We start from the raw sequence: 22334 nt of genomic DNA, 5'->3' as shown, positions 1-22334 counted from the left end.
CGGGCGGCAAAGCGAAGAAGAAAAAGGCTGCCGATTGCCTCTCCGTGTTGGCGCATTATGTGAATCGAAACGAGGGTTAACAAATGACTTAATCTTGACTGGCGAGATAGATTTTCTTCTTTGTCAGGCAGGAATTATGGTGGTCTGGTGATTCTGGTTCATTGTGGATCTGTCTGCCGGGCGGCATTCGCGCAGAATGGAAAGCCAATCTGAATGCCTGGAGCCGCTATGCATACCAAAAGCACGCTGTCGCTAAGCCAGCCGACAACCCACCCACAAACCCGAGGCTGGATCAGCGGCTTTCTGGGGATGTTAATTTTCAGCGGTTCGCTGCCGGCAACGCGTGTTGCCGTGCTGGAGCTTGATCCCATTTTTCTGACGGCGATACGAGCCACGCTGGCTGCGCTGATGGCGGCCGGAACGCTGCTGATTTTACGGCAGCCCCGTCCGCAGCGGCAGGACTGGCTGGCACTTTGCCTGGTGGCAGTCGGCGTAGTGCTGGGTTTCCCGCTGCTGACGGCGTTGGCGTTGCAGCACACCACTTCCGCGCATTCGCTGGTTTATATCGGCCTGTTGCCGCTGGCGACCGCCTGTTTTGGCGTGTTGCGTGGAGGAGAAAGGCCAAAAGCGATTTTCTGGCTGTTTTCTCTGGCGGGTGCTGCGCTGGTGGCGGGCTTTGCTTTGAGCCATGGGACGGCGAGTACCTGGCAGGGCGATGCCTTGATGCTGGGGGCCATTGCGCTGTGCGGGCTGGGCTACGCTGAAGGCGCGGTGCTGACCCGGCGGTTAGGAGACTGGCAGGTAATTTCGTGGGCTTTGGTTATTTCCCTGCCTCTTAGTGCCGTGGCCGCAGCTTTTACCGTCCCGGTGGCGGGAGCCGCTATCAGCGTTCAGGCATGGATATCGCTGGGTTATGTGTCGCTGTTCAGTATGTGGATAGGGTTTATTTTCTGGTATCGCGGGCTTGCGCTGGGGGGAATTGCCGCCGTCGGACAGCTTCAATTGCTGCAGCCATTCTTTGGCCTGTTGCTTGCCGGACTGGTGCTTCATGAAGAAGTGCATGCGTCGATGATCGCGGTGATGCTGGGCGTGCTGGTTTGCGTTTTCGGCGCGAAGCGTTTTTCTCGCTAAAAGCAAAACCGCCGGTGAAGGCGGTTGTTCAGGGATTAGTCGATATTCAGTTCGGAGAAGCTGCTAATGACTTTGCCGACAATGCCATAGTCGATAGCTTCTTTCGGCGACATCCAGTAGTTACGGTCGGTGTCCTGTTTCACCTTCTCCAGCGGCTGGCCGGTAGCCTCGGCAATCATCTTATTCACGCGCTCGTGCATGCGAATAATTTCTCTGGCTTCTATCTCAATGTCCGTTGCCTGGCCGCGCACGCCGCCCAGCGGCTGGTGGATCATAAAACGCGTATTTGGCAGCGAATAGCGGTGCTTTTTGTCCGCCGCGAGGAAGATGGTGATCCCGGCGCTGGCAACCCAGCCGGTGCCGATGATATGCACTTCCGGCTTGATGAATTTGATCACGTCATGAATGGTATCCGCCGCCTCAACGTGGCCGCCCTGGCTGTTGAGGTACAGTTTGATAGGCTTGTCGTTAATGCTCTGCAGCAGCAAAAGCTGAGAGACCACCTCTTTGGTGATCGCCTGAGTGATTTCACCGGAGATAATAATCGAGCGGGAATCCAGCATTTTTTGCTGCATCAGCCCTGATGCATTGGCGGGGGTAGCGCTTTCTTCAGGTTCATCTTTTTCTAAATAGGTAAGCATAATCAGGCTCCTGCCAGTTTTATGGCGTAATCAGGGTTGCACTAGAGCATAGCACTTCATTCAGGCGCTGCACGGCACGAACGATCTCTTCGTCGCTGTAGCCGCCGAGCCCCAGCAGAATGCCGGACTTCTGCCTCTCTGGCGTAAACATGTGCGACACCGCGCGAACGGCAATCCCGGCCCGCATCGCCTGTTCCACAACCAGATGATCGTCCAGGCCCTGGCGCAGCCAAAGTACCATGTGCATGCCCTGGTCGCAGGGCTGAAGCCAGGCCACGTCCGGGGAAATGTACTGGTCTACCGCCGCCATCAGCACGCGGCGTTTTTCGGCATAAACACTACGCATTTTACGCAGATGACGATCGAGATGACCCTCTGAAATAAAGCTCGCCAGGACGTGCTGGTCGGCACCGGGTGGCTGTCTGTCCATCAAAATGCGCGCCCCGCAGAAGGCGGAAACCAGCTGCTCTGGCACCACGGCGTAGCCGAGGCGCAGCGACGGGAAGAGGATTTTGCTGAAGGTGCCGAGGTAGATAACGTTTTCCGGCCCCAGGCCCTGCAGCGCCGGGAACGGATGGCCCGCGTAGCGCATCTCGCTGTCGTAATCGTCTTCAATAATCCAGGCCTGGTTGGCCTGTGCCCACTCAAGCAAGGCCGCACGGCGGGACATGCTGAGCGGCATGCCTAACGGGTACTGGTGCGAGGGGGTGACAAATGCAGCGCGGGCGTTGGGGGCCAGCCTTTTGCCTAGCTCCACGTCCAGCCCTTCGTCGTCAACGGCCACTCTGACCATTTTTCGGTCGCGGAACATCGTCTCAAACAGCGAGGTCGCGCCTGGGTAACCCGGCTCTTCCATCCAGACGGTATCGCCCGCCTCCAGCAGGATTTGCAGCGTCAGGTACAGACCGTGCTGGTTGCCGGAGGTGATGATGACCTGTGCCGGGGTACAGCGCACCGAGCGCGACTTTCTCACATATTCACAGATGGCTTCGCGCAGCACCAGGACGCCCTGCGGGTCGGCATAGCCCGACGGGGCACCGGCCCCCCGCGCCCGAATGCGGTTGCCGAGCCTGCGCCACACGTCGTCCGGGGCCGTGTCCCCGACCGGAACAGAAACGGCAAACGGCTTCGGCGCCAGCGTTTTGAGCTGTTCGCCGACTCTGGCAAAGGCCTGTGCCTGGGCGGAAAGCGGGATAGCGGCTGCTGAATGAGCCGCTGGCATGGGCTGCGGGCTTTCCGGGGCGTAGGCCACGCGGGTACCGGAACCGTGTTTTGACTCCAGAAATCCTTCCGCTACCAGCTGCTCAAACGCCTCCAGCACGGTGCCGCGTGCCACGCTGAGTGCGCCCGACAACACGCGGGTGGAGGGCAGCAGGTCGCCGCTTTTCAGCTCGCCTTTATGAATGGCCTTTTTCAGCGCTTTGGCTAACTGCAAACTAAGCTGTCCGCTGCGGCGATCAAGCTCGCCAATGGCGGGAATATCTACGGCTCGGGCTTTACGTGACATGAATTGTGGCTCGGTCATATTGCTGTAATCTGGCTCTTAATCATAAACCACTTTGGGCATATGCTGGGCAAAATTACCGCGAATGAAGGTCCGCCAATGTATATTCCTCGCCATTTTCAGGAGCACGATATTGATGTGCTGCAGGGGCTTATTCAGGCCAATCCGCTGGGCCTGCTGATCGCACAGATCGAAGGCGTGATAGAAGCTTTTGATATCCCCTTTGAACTTTGCCCTGAGCAAAGTGAATTCGGCACGCTTTGCGCGCATATTGCTCGCGCGAACCCTTTGTGGCGTGGCCTTCAGCCAGAGCAGGAGGTGCTGGTAGTATTCCGTGGCGCAGAAGGTTATATCTCCCCAGGCTGGTATCCGGGTAAGCAGGAGCACCATAAGGAAGTCCCCACCTGGAACTACCAGACCGTGCAGGCGCGAGGGAGGGTAGCCGTCCGGTACGATGCCGATTTTGTACTGCGGCAAATAACCCGCCTGACGCGACAGCAGGAAGCGCAAATGGATCTCCCGTGGCAGGTGAGCGATGCTCCCCCGGCGTTTATCGACTCCATGCTCAAAGCGATTGTCGGGATAGAAATCCCTCTGACTTCACTTATCGGCAAGACCAAGCTCGGGCAGAACAAGAAGCGTGAGGACCAGGCCGGGGCCGCACAGGGGCTGATGGCAAAAGGTGAAGTGGCTATTGGCGAGGCGATGTTACGCAGCCTCGCCGGGCGTGATAAAACGTAACCGGTATTATCCCGGCAGGCGTTTTTTCGGTCTGCCGGGGCCCATCAGGATCGCCAGTTTGGCGCCGCCCTGGGTGGATTCCATGAGGATCTTACAGACGCTGGTCAGCGGCACCGAGAGCAGCATCCCCACCGGGCCGAGCAGCCAGCCCCAGAAGAGCAGGGAGAGAAATACCACGAAGGTCGACATCCCCAGGCCGCGCCCCATCATACGGGGCTCCAGAATATTCCCCAGCACCATGTGCACCACCAGGAACAGTGCCCCGACCATCAGCATCTCATAGGTGCCGTTAAGCAATAAGGCCTGAATCATCGGCGGAACGGCGGAGATCACCGACCCAATGTTGGGAATATAGTTGAGCAAAAAGCCCAGCACGCCCCACATCAGCGCAAACTGCACGCCCAGCAGTTTTAGCCCCAGCCAGATAACGATGCCGGTCAGTAAACTGATAAAGGTTTTCAGCGCCAGATAGTGGGTGACGCCTTTCAGTGCGCGGTGCATCCCGGCGATGTGAAGCTTCGGGTTTGCCAGTGCAAAACGCAGCTTATAGGGTACATGGCGCACTTCAAACAACATGAAAATCACCGTCATCGCCAGCAGCAGAACGCTGGCCATCGCCCCGGAAAGCCCGGTCATCAGCGTTGTGGCAAAGGTCATCAGCTTGTCGGAGTCCAGCTTTTGCAGCAGGCGTTCCGGCGACAGCGGCAGATGCAAAAACGGCATAGCGTGCTCGATTTCACGCACTTTCTGCGTCAGCAGTTTGTTGAACTGTGGCATCTGCTCCATGAAGTCATTCATCGACGTTGCCAGCACGCCGACCAGTAAAGTGAGCATCACCAGCATGACCAGGACTACGATCGCAATGGCCAGCGGGCGGCTAAGGCCGCGGCGCATAAACCAGGTCACCAGAGGATTGAGAACAATGGCGAAAAATACGGCCAGCAGCAGCTGAACGATGATGTCGGCAGCAGCGTGAATACCGGCGAGAATAATCACCAGGGCTGCGAGCTTGAGCAAAATATGCAGGCCGGTCTTATCAAGTTGTGGGGCTGTCATGAAGACGTCCGATCGGGAAAAGGTGCTTTTAGTGTAGTGCTTCCTGGAAGAGCGACGGCGGCAGTCTGTCTGAAAATGAAGGAAAAAAATGGCCCCGCGAAGAGCGGAGCCAGGAATTTATTGCTCAGGGCTTATTTGATGACGATGGTGTTGATGATGTTTTCCGCGCTGGTTTGCGCTAACTGCTGGTTATCCGCAGGCAGCGTGATCTGCATGGTCAGCAATTTATCGTCTACTTTGCCAATGATGATGGAGGAGTACGCGGTCTGCCCTTTGGCGGAGATCACGCTGTCCAGCTGCTGCAGCGTGTGGCCTTTAATCTCAATGGATTTGTTGGTCACAACCTGAAGCTGCGGATCGCGCGCGCGCTGCTGTTCTTCCAGACGTTTTGCCAGCGCGGCAAGGTCGTCAGTGGTGTTGTCGCCGACAATCACGATCACCGCTTTCTGGCCGGTCGCGTCAGAATAAACGTGCATGTTGTTGGACTGGGTGCCCACTTTGCCGCTCTGATCGCTCATGTCCGTCGGCAGAGCGAAGCTTAGCTTGCCGTCCAGCAGTTCGACAGGCTGGCCGCTGGCGCTGCTGGCTGCCGGCGCACCGGTGGTCGCGGTTTTGCTGTCGTTATTGTCACAGGCGGCAAGCCCCACTACCAGCAGGCTAATACCGACATATTTTACCAGTTTGCGCATCGCGTTATTCCTTTCCGTTAGCAAGCCAAAAGGCTAATCCTTGCATCTTAACACAAGATATTCAGCCCGCGTTTAACCAGGCTGCAGCGCGGAGATTTCAGATTTATCTGCGAGGCGTTTCAACAGCATATTCAGCAGAACGCCGTACATCGGCAGGAAGAAAATCAGGCTGATAAGAACTTTAAAGCAGTAATCGACCACGGCGATTTCTACCCAGTGCTGAGCCATAAAGGCGTCCGGGCTGCGCCAGAAGGCAATAAAGAAGAACGACAGCGTATCGCTCACGTTACCAAATAGCGTGGATACCGTAGGGGCCAGCCACCAGCAGTGATTTTGGCGCAGACGGTTAAATACGTGCACGTCCAGAATCTGGCCGAGCGCGTAAGCCATGAAACTGGCGACCGCGATACGGGCAACGAACAGGTTGAAGTGGGTTAACGCTTCAAAGCCCTGCCAGCTTCCCATATAAAACAGGGCCGAGATGCCGTAGGAAATCACCAGCGCCGGGATCATCACCGCGAAAATAATCCGTCGGGCCAGCGGAGCGCCAAAAATACGCACCGTCAGGTCAGTGGCGAGGAAGATAAACGGGAAGCTGAAGGCGCCCCAGGTGGTATGAAACCCGAAGACGGAGACCGGAAGCTGAACCAGATAGTTGCTGGAGGTGATCACCAGCAAATGAAAAAGCGATAGCCAAAACAGCGCATTAGTGCGCTGGCGAGTGCTGAACTGCATCATGTTGTAGCCTTTTTAGTAGTGGGGTGAGGGAACCCAGTCAAAAATGTAAAGCGCGGGGATGATACTGCTTTGGTTTCTCAATGCAATGGTTAATTTTAACGCAATCGTTCACGCGGCTTGCGCCAGATTTTCCCCGGCGTAAACTAGCGCGGTTTTTGACGACCTGAGAGTGCTATGACCGATTTGTTCGCAACCCCTGACCACACGCTGGATGCCCTTGGCCTGCGCTGCCCGGAGCCGGTGATGATGGTGCGCAAAACCGTGCGCAATATGTCCGTCGGCGAAACGCTGCTGGTGATAGCCGACGACCCGGCCACCACGCGCGATATCCCCGGTTTCTGCCGCTTTATGGAGCACGAGCTGGTCGCCAGCGAAACCGACGCGCTGCCTTACCGCTATTTACTGCGCAAGAGTCATTAATCCCCTCCCCAGGCTAATCCGCTGCTCAGAAAAAGAGAGCGGGTGATATGCCAAATCGCCGGGACAGTTTGCGGATGTGGTCGGTGGTTAGCTGGCGTTCACCGCTGAGAATGCGGGAGACCATCGACTTGCTGCCAATCTCTTGTTGAAAATCGCTCTGTTTTAGATGGTGATGCTCCATCAGGGTTTTCAGTATGGCTATCCCGGCAGGTATGGCCTGCATTTCCTCGCGGAACGCCTGCACGTCCGGCTGCGCGTTTTCCCAGGCCTGGATCTTACTACTGAGAATCTCAACCAGCGGACTTTCTGGATCATTGATGAGCAGATATTCGACCAGCTCCAGTGCAGCCAGATAATCTTTTTCGCAGGTGCTGCCTGCCAGCAGCGGAACCGCTGTTTTTAATGCTTCGGCGGCCTTCAGTGCATCCGCAATCATCGCTTCTTTCCCCGGTGTTTTTCAGTAAATCGCATGTATTCGCTGTGCGTCATGACGTGGCGGATGTAGAACTTCTGGCTGGTAAAAAAGATAAGTGCAATCAGCCTGAGTTCATTTCCGGCTATGTTGATGACGTAATGTTTATCGAGATATTTAAAGTTATCCAGCGTGGGATAAACCCGCTTAAGTGAGTCCGGTGTTGGGAAGAAGCCTTTTTCCAGCACTTTGCCAAGGATTTGCAGTTCCTGCTTATGTCTGGGAAATTTTTGACCGGCTTCCACAAGCGCCTTAAGCGTAATCAGATGCATCACTTCATCCTGAAGTTGACTGATTGGCAATTAATATGCCCATAAGTTGCCAATCAGTCAGCTTATGGGCGGGGATTCATTTTTACGCAGAAGCATCCTTGCCCCTGCTTGTGGAGTCAAAAACCGGAAGTTGCCTCGAAAACTATTTCTTCCGCAGCAGTCGAATGGCGTTCGCCGTGACCAGGGCGGTAGCGCCTGAGTCTGCCAGCACCGCCAGCCAAAGGCCGGTCAGGCCGAGCAGGGTGGTTACCAGGAAAATCCCCTTCAGCCCCAGCGCAATCGTCACGTTCTGGCGAATGTTGTTATGGGTGGCTCTGGCGAGCCGCACCATGCCGGCCAGCTCGATCAGCCGATTGTGGGTCAGGGCGGCATCTGCCGTTTCCAGCGCGACGTCGGTGCCGCTGCCCATGGCAATACCGATGGTCGCCGCTTTCATCGCCGGGGCATCGTTGATGCCGTCGCCGACCATCGCCAGCGGCGCGGTGGCGTTCAGTTTGTTCACCGCCGCCACTTTGTCTGCCGGGAGCAGGCTGGCACGGTAATCAATGCCCAGTTCATTGGCTATTGCCGCCGCCGCGCGCGGGTTGTCTCCCGTCAGCATCACGCCCTGAATGCCCAACTGATGGAGCGCGGTAACCGCTTCGCGGGCATCGCTGCGCAGGGTATCGCGCATGGCGATGGTGCCCAGCAGCAGGCCTGAGCGCAGCACCACGATAACCGTCTGCCCCTCTTCTTCCTGCTTCGCGATACGTCTTTGCCAGGTTTCGGAGAGTACCTGGCCGTCAAGTTTGGACGGTGAGCTGAGCAGCAGTGTTTCTCCCTGAATGCTCGCTTCTACGCCAACCCCGGCGAGTGCGCGGTGATTTTCTGCGACGACAGGAGGCAGGTTACGCTGCTGCGCGGCATTGACGATCGCCTGCGCCAGCGGGTGAGTGGAGCCTTGTTCAACCGCGGCGGCGAGCGCCAGAAGCTGGTCTTCCTCTGTCCCTTCCTCTACCGCAATCGCCGTAACCTGAGGTTTACCCGCCGTCAGGGTGCCGGTTTTATCGAACGCAACCTGCTGGATTTGACCCAGGCGTTCCAGCGCGGCTCCGCCTTTAATCAGGGCGCCACGGCGAGCGGCGGCGGCAAGGCCGGAGGTAATGGCCGCTGGCGTCGAGATCACCAGTGCGCATGGGCAGCCGATGAGCAGCAGCGTCAGGCCTTTATAGATCCACGGTTCCCAGCCCTGGCCGAAGAAGAGCGGTGGGATTACGGCGCTCAGCAGCGCGAGCAGCATGATGATCGGCGTGTAAATCCGGCTAAAACGATCGATAAAGCGTTCGATAGGCGCGCGGCGCTCCTCGGCCTCTTCAATCAGCCGCAAAATGCGGTCAATTGCGCTGTCGCCGGGCTCGGAAATCACCTCCAGCTGAACAAGGCGATCCACGCTGGTGCTGCCCGCCGCAACTTTTTCACCCTGCTGGCGCTCTACCGGCACGGATTCCCCGGTTAAGGCGCTTTCGTCAAAGCTTGCAAAGCCACTGAGCAGACGACCATCGGCGGGCAGGCGGCCCCCGGCGGCGACTTCAATCACATCGCCAGGGCGAAGATCGGCCTGAGCGACGGTTTCGCGCTCGCCGGCCCGGAGGCGAATAGCGACGTCCGGCTTTAGCGCCATCAAGGCACTTACCCCGCGGCGTGCACGGCTTGCGGCATAGGATTCGAGGCGTTCGCCGATGAGGAAAAGCAGTAGGACCATCGCCGCCTCGGCGGTGGCGCCGATGAACAGCGCGCCGATTGCCGCGACGCTCATCAGCGTTTCAATGGCGAACCAGTTACCGCTGCGGATCAGGCGCACGGCCTGGCGGGCTATCGGCCACAGGCCAACCAGCGTGGTGGCGATAAACGCCAGGTTGCCGAGCGGATGGTTGAATTGCTCGAGTCCCCAGCTAATCACCATCAGGGCGATGAGCAGGATCAGCGGCAGGTTTTCCTGCAGGCCGCTGCTTTTTTCTTGTTTCGGTGCGCTGCCGTCGTTTAGCGTGTAGCCCGCGGCCTTAACCGCTTTTTCAACGTCACTGCGAACGTCGCGGGGCGAGCTGACCAGCAGCTTTTCTGTGGCAAACACGACCTGCACCTGCTGGACATCGCTCACCTGTTTCACCGCATTTTCCACTTTGCGTGCGCAGGCCGCGCAGTCCATCCCGGCTACGTGCCAGCTGTAGCGGTTGCCGTTGTCGACGATCTCTGGCTCTGGTTTTTGTGCGGAGCAGGTGTCATCGGCGCAGCAGGAGGGGCCTTCCGCCTGCAGCGGGCTAAGTTTGGCAAATGCAAACTGCGGTGGTTTTTTGCCGTCTTGAGGTGTGTTGAGCATGGCGCCCTCCGGTAATGATAATTTTCTCATTACCGATGTTACTCTCTGGAGTTGACTCCAGAGTCAAGCGTCTTTTTTATCGTCTGGCGTTTCTGGCTGACTGTCGGCAGTTTTCAGGATTGGCCTTTGCTTCCCCGAGGCGCTTCCCCTAGTATTATCCGCAGGTCGGGCTGAGAATGAATCGATGAAAAAACCACTGACAATCAAGGATATTGCGGAGCTGGCGCAGGTGTCTATCGCCACCGTCTCCCGGGTGCTGAACAAAAACAGTTGGGTGGCGGACAAAACGCGTAGCCGGGTCGAAAAAGTGATTCAGGAGCATAACTTCAGCCCGAATTTACTGGCGCGGGGTATGATCTCTAAGAAAACCCAGACGCTGGCAATCGTCGTTTCAGATATCAGTAACCCTTACTTTGTGATGCTGGTGGCGCAAATTGAGCACGAAAGTTTGCGGCTGGGCTACAAGGTCACGCTGTATGACACTCAATCGGCGAACAAAGCCTCCCGCGAAGCACCAGTGGTGCCCGAAGAACATATTTTTAATTCCATTACCGACAGCCAGATAGACGGCGTGATCATTCTTGGCGGCAACATCGACTACAACGATATTTCCGCGACCTATCTGCAGGAGTTGAAAAAGCTGATTGCTACCGTGCCGGTCGTGGTGGTAGGGCGCCAGCTTGCAGGCGTGGAGTATGCCTGCGTTGAGCGGGATCAGGCGGGGTGCGTGCGCTTAGCCACTCGCCATCTGATTGAAAAAGGCTACCGCCGCATTGGGTTTATCGGCGGGTCGAAGAATGTGTATATTACTCGCGATCGCGAAGCAATATTTCGCGCAGAACTGGAATCTGCGAAATTGCCGGTAATCAATAGCTTTATCGTGCTGAATAACTTTTATTTGCAACATGGCTATGAGGCGATTGATACACTTATTTCATCGAATGAAGGCCTGCCGGATGCCATTGTGGCAATTAACGATCATGTTGCCAAAGGCGCGATCCGTGCGCTAAAAGATCATCACTTATCCGTGCCTGAAAATATCGCCATAGTGAGCTGTGAATATTTCCCGGGTAGCGAGTATTTTATTCCCCGTATTACTACCGTTGACCACCAGAATGCTTTGATTGGCAAAGAAGTCATGGTCAGGTTAATGGCTATATTGAATGAAAATGCTGCCGGTATCGCGGGGGAAAAAATACCTCTGATGCTGCTGAACGGCGAATCCTGTTAGTTTTCAACGGCGGATTCCTTTTCCCTGGTATCCGCCCGCCACTTCCCCTCACGTTATTTTTTGATCCCGCTAACAGTTGCGCGATCTGGCGTTGACAAGCCTTGTCAGACTCCTCTAGCCTAAAACCTGAAAACGTTTTCAGGTTTTGATTACAGGAGAGCCGATGAAACCGACAATGATGACTTACATCCACGAAGAGCAGGCGACGTTAAGCGCCATGTTGTCTCGCTATCCGTCCGATCTTCCGGTGCTCGGTGGGCAGAAAGAGTGGCTGGTGCTGGCCACGGGCTCCAGCATTAATGCGATTAAAAGTGCGAAGTACTACGTGGAAAAACTGGCGGACGTCCGTATCGCCGTCGAAGAGCCGTTCCACTTCCAGCACTACGAAAAATTCAGTGAGGCCACCGATTTGGTGATTGGTGTTTCCCAGAGCGGGGAGAGTACGTCCACCCTCAACGCTATCCAGAATATTCGCCAGTCACATCCGGTAAAAACGCTGGGCATGACCAGCAAAACCGGCAGCGAGCTTGCCCGAGCCGTTGACCACGTTATTGATATTGAAATCGGCGAGGAACGCGTGGGCTATGTGACCAAAGGGTACGTTGCCACCATCCTGAAATTCATGCTGCTCGGCGTGTTTGTGGCTCGCCGCAGCGGGAAGATCGACGCCGAACAGGAAGCGGCCGAGTTGACGAAACTGGACGCGGCGGTGAAAGCTATTCCGGGCATTATCGCCGACACCGAAGTCTTCTTCACCAAATGGCAGGCCGAACTGGCCGCTTCCCCGCGGTTTACCTCGATTGGCTACGGGCCGAGCGTCGGCGTTATCAAAGAGATGGAAACCAAGTTTGCCGAGACGATTCGCGTGCCGTCGCAGGGCGTTGAGCTGGAAGCTTTTATGCATGGGCCTTATTTCGAAGTGAACGGCAACCACCGGATGTTCTTTATTGATACGCCGGGCGTGGCTCGCGAGCGCTTATTACTGCTGAAAGCTTATGAGCAAAAATATACCGACTACGTGTACACCATCAAATTAGGCGAGGACAACGATCCGCGTACGCTGGCGGTGAAAGCCAATATTGATGAGTTTATTGCCCCACTGATTTTGGTGATCCCGTTCCAGATATTGGCTCACCATATTGCCGAGGCAAAGGGGAATAATCTGCCGCAGCGTATCTTTACCGATTTTGGCGTGGCCGTAAAAAGTAAAACAAAACCGGGCGATTACGCCTGAAACACCGTCTGCCCTACACAATAATAACGTCCCTACCTTGCTACTGAGGAATGATTATGGCTACCTTCAGTCAACTTGCCCGACAGATAATTCAGCACGTCGGCGAGGCAGAAAATATAGAGCATCTTACCCACTGCGCAACCCGTTTGCGTTTTACTATCAAAGATAAAAGTAAGATTAATAAAGACGAGCTTTATAAGTTGCCGGAGGTAGTCAAACTGGTTGAAAACCCGGGGCAATTCCAGATTGTGATCGGGCCAAAGGTCGAGAAAGTCTTTCAGGCTATCACGGCACAGATGGGTGAGCCTTGTGCAGAGGAAGCATCGGTGCCGCAGGGCTCGATGATTAACCGTCTGCTGGCCACGCTTTCCGCTATCTTCACGCCTTACATAGGCGTGCTGGCGGGTGTGGGGGTGGTGAAAGGTATTGTGGTTCTTCTGCAGACGATGAATCTGGTGGATACCCATTCGTATGTGTTCACCGTGTTCAATGCGCTCTCCAGCGGCGTTTTTGTCATGCTGCCGCTGTTTATCGCGGTGACGGCAGCGGAGCGCTTTAAGGCCAATAAATTTAGCGCCCTGGCGCTGACGGCGGCGATGATTTTCCCGCTGACGGATGCCAGCGTGCCCGGCGCCTTCCACGTTATGGGCCTGGCTCTTAATGTGAAAATCTACGGCGGGGCGGTGATCCCTGCGGTGTTTGCCGTTCTCTTCCTGAGCCACGTTGAACGCTGGCTGAAAAAAGTGATTCCTGAGATTGCGGCGCTGGTGTTTGTGCCTTGCCTGTCGCTGATTATCAGCGGCTTTGTGGTGTTTACCGTGATTGGCCCGGTTGCCGATTATGTCGGGGTTGGCATCGCTAATGGTTATGCGTGGCTGTACAACCTTAGCCCGGTGATTTCCGGTGCGCTGTTGGCGGGGATCGGGCAGCTGTTTGTGGTGTTTGGCGTACACTGGGGCATTATTCCGCTGGCGCTGATTAACATTCAGGTCAACGGGTATGACACCATTATGGCCATGTTTATGTCGGCGGTGATGGGGCAGTTTGGGGCGGTGTTCGGCGCAATCTTTATCGCCCGTAATCTGAAAGACAAGCAGATTGCGATTTCCGCTTCGCTCTCCGCCTTCTTCGGCATTACTGAACCGGCGCTGTATGGCGTGAACCTGAAATACCGCATGCTGTTCGTCTTTGGCTGCATCGGCGCGGCGCTGGGTGGGGCTATTACCGGTCTGCTGGGGGTGAAAACCTACAGTTTCCTGCCGGTGCTGAACGTGTTCGAACTGGGGCTGTTTAGCGGGCCGGAATCGAAGATGATTTATGAGGTGATTGCTATCGCGGTGGCATTTACGGTGCCTGCGGTATTGACCATTATCTACGGCAAAACCCGCAGGCTGGAACCTGCCTCCCTGGCGGAAGACAGGCGTTAACCTCAGATATACAGGGCGCGAACAATCATAAAGTGCCCGGCAAAGTAGCAGGCGGCGGCAATCGCGCTGTCGCCTTTGAAACGTTGACGATAGTGGCTGACCAGCCAGACAATATTGCCCAGCAGCAGCAGGCTGGCGCCGACAAATCCGGAGAAGCTGGGGTCCGTCGGGCGGAAGAAGTAAAGCTCGGCGGCCAGCCAGACCATCACCAGCGTCATACCGATGAACGTCAGGATAGGCACGCGCAGTGCTTCCAGTCGGGTCCAGATAGTCGCCACCAGCAGCGCGCCAATAATCAGCAGAGCCAGCGGCAGAGGCCAGAATATGGCTAAACTCATCTGGCTGGCAAAATAGATGGTGTACAACAGGTGTGAAAGGAAGAAGGCTCCCACGGCGTACAGCAGGCGCTGAGTGGGCAGCAACGTGAGTGCATCACCTACCAGCGTCGCCAAAAGACCCGCCACAATCAAGTAGCCCGTCGCTTCAAACATTGGCGCTTGCCAGGCCAGCAGCAGCAGCAGCAGCAGGGTGAGCGGCTTAAAAAGCCAGCGCTGCCAGGTGGAGCCGCGCCAGGACGCATCAATGTAAATCCAGGCCGATAACGCAACAGCAATAAATGACCAAAGCATGGCATATCCTTATTTTAATTGTTGGCGTAACTCCGTTCAGTCTAGTGGCTAAGCGGCGCAGATGACAACGGCGCGGTGCCAGGGTTATGCTGAAAAGTGTCTGACAATTCGAGAAAAAGCCATGAGTAAGCCCCCTGTTTTTATTATCGCCATCGTTGTGGTCATCGTGGTGGCCGCCTCTTTTCGCTACTTTCAGCAGCGCCGCGAGAATATGGAAAACGATGCGGCGCCGCTCAGCGTGAAAAAAGTGGTGGTGGCGACCAAGCGTGAAAAACCGTCCAATGACAGACGCACGCGCCAGCGGGAAGTGACGCCGCCGGAGGACTCCATCCGCTATGAGATTTGGTTTGCGCCCCAGAGCGGCGGCATGGACATGAAAATGCGAGTAGAAGCGGCGGAATACAATGCGGTAACGGTGGGGGATAAAGGCACCCTGAGCTATAAGGGGACGCGCTTTGTCAGCTTCGTCCCCGAAGGCACTCACTTGCCCTGACGCAGCTTTTTCTGCCAGACCAGCAGCTCAAACACGCCAAACACAAAGATCTTAATCTGCTCAGCGCGACCAAGCGCAGGGCCGTCTTTGGGCTGGGTGGCTTTCAGCAGGCTCAGCTGCAGGCCATGCATAATCACCATGAAGATCAGCGCGACGTTAACAAAAATGTTCAACGGGCGCGGATAAGGGTGAATCAGGTTAAAGATCAGAAAGCCCCAGACGCAAAGCATCAACAGGCGGCCAAAGTTAATCAGAATCGGCATTATGCGGCTCCTTGAGCTTCACGAATAAACAGGCGGTAAGCCACCTGACCGGCGACTTTTTCACGGTGCAGCGCCCAACTGGCGGGCACCGCAGGCAGACCATTTTCCACTTCACTTTCTACGTAGATTAGCGCCTCATCCGCGAGCCAGCCGTTTTTCTCCAGCAGGCTGAGCGTTTCATCCAGCAATCCTTTACGGAACGGCGGATCGACAAACACCACGTTATGCGGCGTACCCGGCTGGGCGAGAACGTTGAGCGTGTTGGCGTTGAGGACTTTGCCATGGCTGGCCTTTAGCGTCGTGAGGTTCTTTTGTAGCTGTTGGGAAACCGCGCGATCCATCTCAATCAGCGTGGCGCTGGCGGCGTAGCGAGAGAGCGCCTCCAGCCCGAGCGCGCCGCTCCCGGCGAAACAGTCGAGGCAATGGGCATCCACCATTGACGGGGCCAGCCAGTTAAAAAGCGTTTCACGCACGCGGTCGGTTGTCGGGCGCAGGCCGGGGCTGTCGGGCACCGGAAGTTTTCGGCCGCGCCATTGGCCGCCGATAATGCGGATCTGGCCGGAACCAGAGGATTGGGGTTTCTTCATTGCTCTCACTGCGATGCTAAATTTTACGGTTATTCTAGCGGCGCTCGCCCGGCCAGGAAACCTTAATCCACTGGCGTGATGCCGCGCCGGGAAAGTGATAGACTAACGCACTATTTTTTATGCCCGTGGCAAGCAGAATCGGGTCTGTGCCATGAATTAACAGCGAGGAGTGTAGTCGCAAATGGCGAAAGAGAAAAAACGTGGCTTTTTTTCCTGGCTGGGATTTGGTCAGAAAGAGCAGCAGCCGGACGTCGAAGCAGAACAAAAAGTAATAGAAGAACAACCGGTTACTGAACAGGCTCCCGCACAGGATGAACCTCAACGGCCTCAGGCTGCTGAGCAGGAACAGCAGAGTTCAGTTAGTGAGCACTCACTGGAGGAGTCCGAAAAGTTTGCTGAGCAGGTCGAGGAAGTTAACGCCCGGCTCGTAAAAGACGCGGAAGAAAAAGCGCCTGTTGCCGAGCCGGAAATTATTCCTGAGCCGGAAGTCACCGTTGAGCCCGAAGTCGGGGCTGAACCTGAACCCGTTGCGGTTATCGGGCATGAAGCTGTCGTTGAGCCAGAGCCTGCTGCGGTTATCGAACCAGAACCGGTTATCGAACCAGAACCGGTTGTCGAACCCGTTGCCGGGACAGAGGTGATTGAACCTGCTGTTGTCGTTGAAGAGCCGGCAGTCACCGAGCAGCCTGTCGCGGCCGTAGAGCACGAAACGCTGCCGTTGCCGGAAGAGGTGGCCGAAAACGTAGAGCAGCCTGACGAATGGCAGGCCGAGCAGGACGAGATCGTCAACGAAGAAGTTGCTGAGGCCGAAGCGCTGTTCGCACACGAAGCCTTCGTTGAAGATGAAGCCGTTGCTGAAGAAGCGCTTGATGAGGAGCCGGCTGAAGAGGCTGTCGAAGAGACTGCCCCGGTTGCCGTGCAGCAAGAGCAGGACAAGCCAACTAAAGAAGGCTTCTTCGCTCGCCTGAAGCGTAGCCTCGTCAAAACCAAACAAAACCTCGGTTCCGGATTTATCAGTCTGTTCCGCGGCAAGAAAATCGATGATGATCTGTTTGAAGAGCTGGAAGAGCAGCTTTTGATTGCCGACGTTGGGGTTGAGACAACCCGGAAAATCATCACCAACCTGACCGAAGGTGCGAGCCGCAAACAGCTTCGTGATGCGGAAGCGTTGTATGGCCTGCTGAAAGAAGAGATGAGCGAAATCCTCGCCAAAGTGGACGAGCCGCTTAGCGTGGAAGGTAAAACGCCGTTTGTTATCCTGATGGTAGGCGTGAACGGTGTGGGTAAAACCACCACTATCGGCAAGCTTGCGCGTCAGTTTGAGCAGCAGGGCAAATCCGTGATGCTGGCGGCGGGCGATACCTTCCGTGCGGCGGCGGTTGAGCAACTGCAGGTTTGGGGCCAGCGCAACAATATTCCTGTTGTGGCCCAGCATACCGGCGCGGACTCCGCCTCGGTTATCTTCGATGCTATTCAGGCGGCGAAGGCACGTAATATCGACGTGTTAATTGCCGATACTGCAGGGCGTTTGCAGAATAAGTCGCACCTGATGGAAGAGTTGAAGAAAATTGTCAGGGTTATGAAAAAGCTGGACGAAGATGCCCCGCATGAGGTTATGCTCACCATCGACGCCAGCACCGGTCAGAATGCCATAAGCCAGGCTAAACTGTTCCACGAAGCGGTGGGGCTGACGGGCATCACCCTGACCAAACTGGATGGTACCGCCAAGGGTGGCGTAATCTTCTCTGTGGCAGACCAGTTCGGCATTCCGATTCGCTACATTGGCGTCGGCGAACAAATTTCTGATTTACGACCGTTTAATGCGGGCGACTTTATAGAGGCACTTTTTGCCCGAGAGGATTAACAATGATTCGCTTTGAACACGTCAGTAAAGCCTATCTCGGTGGGAGACAAGCGTTGCAGGGAGTCACCTTCCATATGCAACCGGGCGAGATGGCCTTTCTGACCGGCCATTCTGGCGCAGGGAAGAGTACTCTGCTCAAGCTTATCTGCGGTATCGAACGGCCCAGCGATGGGAAGATCTTTTTCAGCGGGCATGACATTAGTCGCCTGAAGAGCCGTGAAGTACCGTTCCTGCGTCGTCAGATAGGGATGATCTTCCAGGATCACCACCTGTTGATGGACAGAACCGTGTACGACAACGTGGCCATTCCGCTGATCATCGCGGGTGCCAGCGGCGAAGATATTCGCCGCCGCGTGTCTGCGGCATTAGATAAGGTCGGCCTGCTGGACAAAGCGAAGAACTTTCCTATCCAACTCTCCGGTGGTGAACAGCAGCGCGTGGGCATTGCTCGCGCCGTGGTGAATAAGCCCGCTGTGCTGTTGGCGGATGAACCGACCGGTAACCTTGATGATGCACTATCGGAAGGTATTCTGCGCCTGTTCGAAGAGTTTAACCGCGTGGGCGTGACGGTGCTGATGGCTACCCATGACATGGGGCTTATCTCGCGTCGCAATTACCGTATGTTGACCCTCAGCGACGGCCATTTGCATGGAGGCCTGGCAGGTGAATAAACACAGTGCGCTCAACCATATCAAGCGCTTCAGCAACAAGCTGGATAAAATCAACCAACTGAACAAGTTAGGTGACCTTGGCCGCTCGGTGAAAAAACGTGGTAAAGGGCCGCAGTCCAAAAGTAAGGCTCTGAAAGGCGGCGTGAATGAGCAGTTCCGCTACGCCTGGGAAGGTGCGCTTCAGGATCTGAAGAGCAAGCCGCTGGCGACCTTCCTGACGGTGATGGTGATTGCCATTTCCCTGACGTTGCCTAGCGTCTGCTACATGGTTTACAAGAACGTGAACCAGGCGGCGACCCAATACTATCCGTCGCCTCAAATCACCGTTTACCTCGATAAGGCGCTGGACGATAACGCCGCGCAGCAGGTGGTGGGTGCCATCCAGGCGGAGGAGGGTGTTGATAAAGTTAACTACCTCTCCCGTGAGGAAGCGCTGGGCGAGTTTCGTAACTGGTCGGGCTTTGGCGGCGCGCTGGACATGCTGGAAGAAAACCCGCTTCCCGCGGTGGCCGTTGTGAATCCTAAACTGGATTTCCAGAGCACGGATCACCTGAATACGCTGCGTGACCGCGTGGCGAAGATTCATGGCGTTGATGAAGTGCGCATGGATGACAGCTGGTTTGCCCGCCTCGCGGCGTTGACCGGGCTGGTCGGGCGCGTGGCGGCGATGATCGGTATTTTAATGGTTGCCGCGGTGTTCCTGGTCATCGGCAACTCGGTGCGTCTGAGCATCTTTGCCCGCCGCGACACCATCAACGTGCAGAAGCTTATTGGGGCGACCGACGGCTTTATTCTGCGTCCGTTCCTGTATGGGGGGGCGCTGCTGGGGTTCAGCGGTGCGTTCCTGTCGCTGATCCTGTCTGAGATTCTGGTGATGCGTCTGTCTTCGGCGGTGACGGAAGTGGCGCAGGTGTTCGGGACTAAGTTTGATATCAGTGGCCTGGGTTTTGACGAGTGCCTGCTGCTATTGCTGGTTTCTTCGATGATCGGCTGGCTGGCAGCCTGGCTTGCCACTGTTCAACATTTACGCCGCTTTACGCCGGAGTAAAAAGTTTTTGATATACTCATTCCCTGCTACGATAACGTCGTCAGCAGGGAGTGCGTTTTACACCGCGGTGCCCCCTGCCATGCTGCAATAACCGTCACACTTTGTGTGCAATCTATTCACAGCTTTACATTGAACTTGTGGATAACATCACTGTCTGAGAGTACAGTGAATGGTACGGTCTGGCCCCTGACGTGTTGTCGGTGCGCCCTAGCCACCTGAATGGCAAACCGTACGTAGTCTCTAAGAGAGGGTTTGAATGACCAAAGAAATGCAAAATTTAGCTTTAGCCCCTGTTGGTAACCTGGAGTCGTATATCCGGGCTGCGAACGCCTGGCCGATGTTAACGGCTGAGGAAGAGAAGGAGCTGGCTGAAAAGCTGCATTACCAGGGCGATCTGGAAGCAGCGAAAAAGCTGATCCTGTCTCACCTGCGCTTTGTTGTTCATGTTGCGCGTAACTATTCCGGCTACGGCCTGCCGCAGGCAGACCTTATCCAGGAAGGCAACATCGGCCTGATGAAAGCAGTACGCCGTTTTAACCCGGAAGTGGGTGTTCGTCTGGTCTCCTTTGCGGTGCACTGGATCAAGGCTGAAATTCATGAATACGTGCTGCGTAACTGGCGTATTGTGAAAGTCGCCACCACGAAAGCACAGCGTAAGCTGTTCTTTAACCTGCGTAAAACCAAGCAGCGTTTGGGCTGGTTTAACCAGGACGAGGTCGAAATGGTGGCCAACGAGCTTGGCGTGTCCAGCAAAGACGTGCTTGAGATGGAATCACGCATGGCGGCGCAGGATATGACCTTCGACATGTCGAGTGATGACGACGCCGATGGCCAGCCAATGGCGCCGGTGCTCTTCCTGCAGGATAAGTCCTCCAACTTTGCCGACGGCATTGAGGACGATAACTGGGAATCTCACGCCGCAGACAAACTGAGCGATGCGATGCAGGGCCTGGATGAGCGCAGCCAGCAGATTATTCGCGCGCGCTGGTTAGATGAAGACAACAAGAGCACGCTGCAGGAGCTTGCCGACCGCTATGGCGTTTCCGCCGAGCGCGTTCGTCAGCTTGAAAAGAACGCGATGAAAAAACTGCGCGCCGCTATCGAAGCTTAACGCGCCGATACGTACGCCGCACGAAGAACGCCCCACTTTATGCTGGGGCGCTCAGACGGATAATCAGCCAGGGTATTAGCAGACATACCTGTAGGCACTTGAAAATAAACCAGGAAAATCAATTTATTGATTTTCGGCTGCTTAACACAAAGAGGGAAAACCACGCTTTTCCTTCTTTGTCAGAAACGTTAACGCCCCACTTTATGCTGGGGCGTTTTGCTTTTTAGGCTCCGGCATACACTCCAGCAGTATGGCAAACGCCGCTTCCATTTCGCTTTCCGGCAGACTGGCAAAGCCCATTAATAATCCTTTCTTGCGCTGTTCGGTCAGGTAATAGCGCGACAATGGCCGAACCAGAATATTGCGGGCGTTGGCACGCCGGGCAATCGCCACGTCATCGGCCCCATCCGGCAGGTTCAAAATCAGATGCAGCCCGGCGTTATCGCTGAAATCTGACAGCGCCTGTGGCCCGCAGTGGCGGGAGATAAGCTCAGTCAGGAAAGCACGGCGCCGGCCGTAGAGCAGGCGCATTCGGCGTATATGGGCCGAGTAATGCCCCGCGGTAATAAACTCCGCCAGCGCCTGCTGGATTAGGGAGTGGCCGCCCCGGTACAGCTCTGCATGCGCCGTTTTCAGGTCATTTACCAGCGGGCGAGGCAGCACGACATAGCCGAGCCTTAGCCCCGGATAAAGCGTTTTACTGAATGTCCCGATGTAAACCACCGGTGCTTCGGCGACCAGCCCCTGCAGAGCGGGTATCGGCTGGCCGGAAAAGCGAAATTCACTGTCATAGTCATCTTCAATAATCCAACTGCCATGCTGACGGGCAAGCGACAGCAGACGCTGGCGGCGCTCCAGACTCATCACCGCCCCCAGCGGGTACTGGTGAGACGGCGTCACAAAGATCAATCGCGGGGCTTCGGTGACTTTCTCCGGCGGGCAGAGGCCGTTGGCGTCTACGGTGAGCGGCGTGACCCGCACGTCATTCATCGTCAGTACGTGGCGAATACCCCAGTAAGAAGGCTCTTCGATCCACGCCAGGTCGCCTCTGTCGCACAGCATCCGAGTGACCAGATCGATAGCCTGATGGATCCCTTCGGTGATCAGGATTTGGTCGACCTGGCAGTTTACTCCCCGCGAGACACGCAGATAGTCGACAAGGGCATGTTGTAGCTCAGGCGTGCCGCCGTTGCAGCTATAGCTCAGGCGCTCTGGTTTAGGGCGGCGGCTGATACGCGCCTGGATCTTGCTGAATAGCGGATGAGGGAAGGCGTTTACGTCCGGCACGCCGGGAATAAAAGCCCCCCATTGGCGCGGGCTGGCGCTCACCTGCGAAAGGAGATGCTGGCCGCGGCGGGAAATCGCCACTTCAGGGGCAGGGGCCGCGCCGCCTTCGCCAATGCTGCCCGTGAAGGTGAAGCGATCCGGCAGCGTTTTTTCAACAAAAGTTCCGCTGCCCTGGCGGGATGAAACGTAGCCCTCGGTCATAAGCTGCTCATAAACTGTTAATACAGTGTTACGAGAAATGCTGAGCTCGCTGGCTAGATCGCGGGAAGCCGGCAGCCGGCTGTGGGGCGGCAATGAGCCATCCAGAATTGAGCGCCGTAGCGCGTTATAAAGGCGCTTATGCAGCAGAATGTCGGTCTCTTCCTGCAGCCTGACCAGCATCAGGTCACCCACTAAAGCTCGCAATTGGATCCCTCAGATAATCTGAATTGGTACTCGATTATAGGGCCAATACCTGTGTAAATAAACG

Annotated in this window: 23 protein-coding genes; 11 read left to right on the top strand and 12 right to left on the bottom strand. The window is 56.0% G+C overall.

The window, feature by feature from the left end; all coding sequences use genetic code 11:
* The first annotated feature begins 228 nt into the window (after positions 1-228).
* On the top strand, positions 229-1131 hold the full coding sequence (locus VW41_22420; protein ID AJZ91578.1) for a transporter: 903 nt from the start codon (positions 229-231) through the stop codon (positions 1129-1131).
* Between the two features lie 35 nt (positions 1132-1166).
* Here VW41_22420 and VW41_22415 read toward each other — a convergent pair whose 3' ends face one another.
* Both VW41_22415 and VW41_22410 read right to left on the bottom strand, forming a co-directional pair.
* Entirely contained in the window at positions 1167-1772 is a 606-nt protein-coding gene (locus tag VW41_22415) for a Clp protease (protein AJZ91577.1), read from the bottom strand.
* 19 nt (positions 1773-1791) lie between these two features.
* A complete protein-coding gene (locus VW41_22410; protein ID AJZ92055.1) occupies positions 1792-3279 on the bottom strand; it encodes a DNA-binding protein in 1488 nt (495 codons plus the stop codon).
* A 96-nt stretch (positions 3280-3375) separates the two neighbouring features.
* Between VW41_22410 and VW41_22405 the strand changes: the two genes are divergently transcribed.
* Complete coding sequence (locus VW41_22405) at positions 3376-4017, top strand: transcriptional regulator (GenBank protein AJZ92054.1); 642 nt, start codon at positions 3376-3378, stop codon at positions 4015-4017.
* Between the two features lie 6 nt (positions 4018-4023).
* Here the strand turns inward: VW41_22405 and VW41_22400 are convergent, their stop codons facing one another.
* The 3 genes from VW41_22400 to VW41_22390 all read right to left on the bottom strand — a co-directional run bounded on the left by VW41_22400 (position 4024) and on the right by VW41_22390 (position 6500).
* Positions 4024-5073: a permease gene (locus VW41_22400; GenBank protein AJZ91576.1), complete on the bottom strand. Its 1050-nt coding sequence runs from the start codon at positions 5071-5073 to the stop codon at positions 4024-4026.
* A 131-nt stretch (positions 5074-5204) separates the two neighbouring features.
* The gene (locus tag VW41_22395) at positions 5205-5762 is read right to left on the bottom strand and encodes a hypothetical protein (GenBank protein ID AJZ91575.1); all 558 of its coding nucleotides are present in this window, start codon (positions 5760-5762) and stop codon (positions 5205-5207) included.
* A gap of 72 nt (positions 5763-5834) precedes the next feature.
* The gene (locus VW41_22390; protein ID AJZ91574.1) at positions 5835-6500 is read right to left on the bottom strand and encodes a hypothetical protein; all 666 of its coding nucleotides are present in this window, start codon (positions 6498-6500) and stop codon (positions 5835-5837) included.
* Positions 6501-6674: 174 nt separating this feature from the next.
* Here VW41_22390 and VW41_22385 point away from each other — a divergent pair, with 174 nt between their 5' ends.
* Entirely contained in the window at positions 6675-6920 is a 246-nt protein-coding gene (locus VW41_22385) for a sulfur transfer protein SirA (GenBank protein AJZ91573.1), read from the top strand.
* Between the two features lie 25 nt (positions 6921-6945).
* Here VW41_22385 and VW41_22380 read toward each other — a convergent pair whose 3' ends face one another.
* The 3 genes from VW41_22380 to zntA form a co-directional block, all read right to left on the bottom strand.
* Complete coding sequence (locus VW41_22380) at positions 6946-7356, bottom strand: XRE family transcriptional regulator (GenBank protein ID AJZ91572.1); 411 nt, start codon at positions 7354-7356, stop codon at positions 6946-6948.
* Positions 7353-7664: a toxin RelE gene (locus tag VW41_22375; protein AJZ91571.1), complete on the bottom strand. Its 312-nt coding sequence runs from the start codon at positions 7662-7664 to the stop codon at positions 7353-7355. The genes VW41_22380 and VW41_22375 overlap by 4 nt, the downstream gene beginning before the upstream one ends.
* A gap of 142 nt (positions 7665-7806) precedes the next feature.
* Complete coding sequence (gene zntA / locus VW41_22370; GenBank protein AJZ91570.1) at positions 7807-10020, bottom strand: zinc ABC transporter ATPase; 2214 nt, start codon at positions 10018-10020, stop codon at positions 7807-7809.
* Positions 10021-10204: 184 nt separating this feature from the next.
* Here zntA and VW41_22365 point away from each other — a divergent pair, with 184 nt between their 5' ends.
* From VW41_22365 to VW41_22355, 3 genes are all read left to right on the top strand, one after another.
* Positions 10205-11251, top strand: coding sequence for a LacI family transcriptional regulator (locus VW41_22365; protein AJZ91569.1), 1047 nt, complete (start codon positions 10205-10207; stop codon positions 11249-11251).
* 163 nt (positions 11252-11414) lie between these two features.
* Positions 11415-12485: a sugar isomerase gene (locus tag VW41_22360; protein AJZ91568.1), complete on the top strand. Its 1071-nt coding sequence runs from the start codon at positions 11415-11417 to the stop codon at positions 12483-12485.
* Positions 12486-12535: 50 nt separating this feature from the next.
* Positions 12536-13912 (top strand): PTS cellobiose transporter subunit IIC, encoded by a 1377-nt coding sequence (locus tag VW41_22355; GenBank protein ID AJZ91567.1) that lies wholly within the window; start codon positions 12536-12538, stop codon positions 13910-13912.
* A 2-nt stretch (positions 13913-13914) separates the two neighbouring features.
* Here the strand turns inward: VW41_22355 and VW41_22350 are convergent, their stop codons facing one another.
* Entirely contained in the window at positions 13915-14541 is a 627-nt protein-coding gene (locus VW41_22350) for a membrane protein (protein AJZ91566.1), read from the bottom strand.
* Positions 14542-14662: 121 nt separating this feature from the next.
* On the opposite strand from VW41_22350, the gene VW41_22345 reads away from it, so the two are divergent.
* On the top strand, positions 14663-15034 hold the full coding sequence (locus VW41_22345) for a hypothetical protein (protein AJZ91565.1): 372 nt from the start codon (positions 14663-14665) through the stop codon (positions 15032-15034).
* Here VW41_22345 and VW41_22340 read toward each other — a convergent pair.
* Both VW41_22340 and rsmD read right to left on the bottom strand, forming a co-directional pair.
* Entirely contained in the window at positions 15022-15297 is a 276-nt protein-coding gene (locus tag VW41_22340; protein AJZ91564.1) for a hypothetical protein, read from the bottom strand. The genes VW41_22345 and VW41_22340 overlap by 13 nt on opposite strands.
* Positions 15297-15884, bottom strand: coding sequence for a 16S rRNA methyltransferase (gene rsmD, locus VW41_22335; GenBank protein ID AJZ91563.1), 588 nt, complete (start codon positions 15882-15884; stop codon positions 15297-15299). Before rsmD ends, VW41_22340 begins: the two co-directional genes overlap by 1 nt.
* A 181-nt stretch (positions 15885-16065) precedes the next feature.
* On the opposite strand from rsmD, the gene VW41_22330 reads away from it, so the two are divergent.
* The 4 genes from VW41_22330 (at position 16066) to VW41_22315 (ending at position 20578) form a co-directional block, all read left to right on the top strand.
* Entirely contained in the window at positions 16066-17748 is a 1683-nt protein-coding gene (locus VW41_22330; protein AJZ91562.1) for a cell division protein FtsY, read from the top strand.
* Positions 17749-17750: 2 nt separating this feature from the next.
* Positions 17751-18419, top strand: coding sequence for a cell division protein FtsE (locus VW41_22325; GenBank protein AJZ91561.1), 669 nt, complete (start codon positions 17751-17753; stop codon positions 18417-18419).
* Positions 18412-19467 (top strand): cell division protein FtsX, encoded by a 1056-nt coding sequence (gene ftsX / locus VW41_22320; protein AJZ92053.1) that lies wholly within the window; start codon positions 18412-18414, stop codon positions 19465-19467. The genes VW41_22325 and ftsX overlap by 8 nt, the downstream gene beginning before the upstream one ends.
* A 256-nt stretch (positions 19468-19723) precedes the next feature.
* Positions 19724-20578, top strand: a complete 855-nt coding sequence (locus VW41_22315) for an RNA polymerase factor sigma-32 (protein ID AJZ91560.1) — start codon at positions 19724-19726, stop codon at positions 20576-20578.
* Between the two features lie 201 nt (positions 20579-20779).
* On the opposite strand, the gene VW41_22310 is transcribed toward VW41_22315, so the two are convergent.
* Positions 20780-22270, bottom strand: coding sequence for a decarboxylase (locus tag VW41_22310; protein AJZ91559.1), 1491 nt, complete (start codon positions 22268-22270; stop codon positions 20780-20782).
* Between the last annotated feature and the right edge of the window lie 64 nt (positions 22271-22334).

This window comes from Klebsiella michiganensis (genome assembly GCA_000963575.1).
GTDB classification, from domain to species: Bacteria; Pseudomonadota; Gammaproteobacteria; order Enterobacterales; family Enterobacteriaceae; genus Cedecea; species Cedecea michiganensis_A.
The sequence above is the reverse complement of the archived record's forward strand: the minus strand, read 5'-3'. Positions and strand labels throughout refer to the sequence as shown.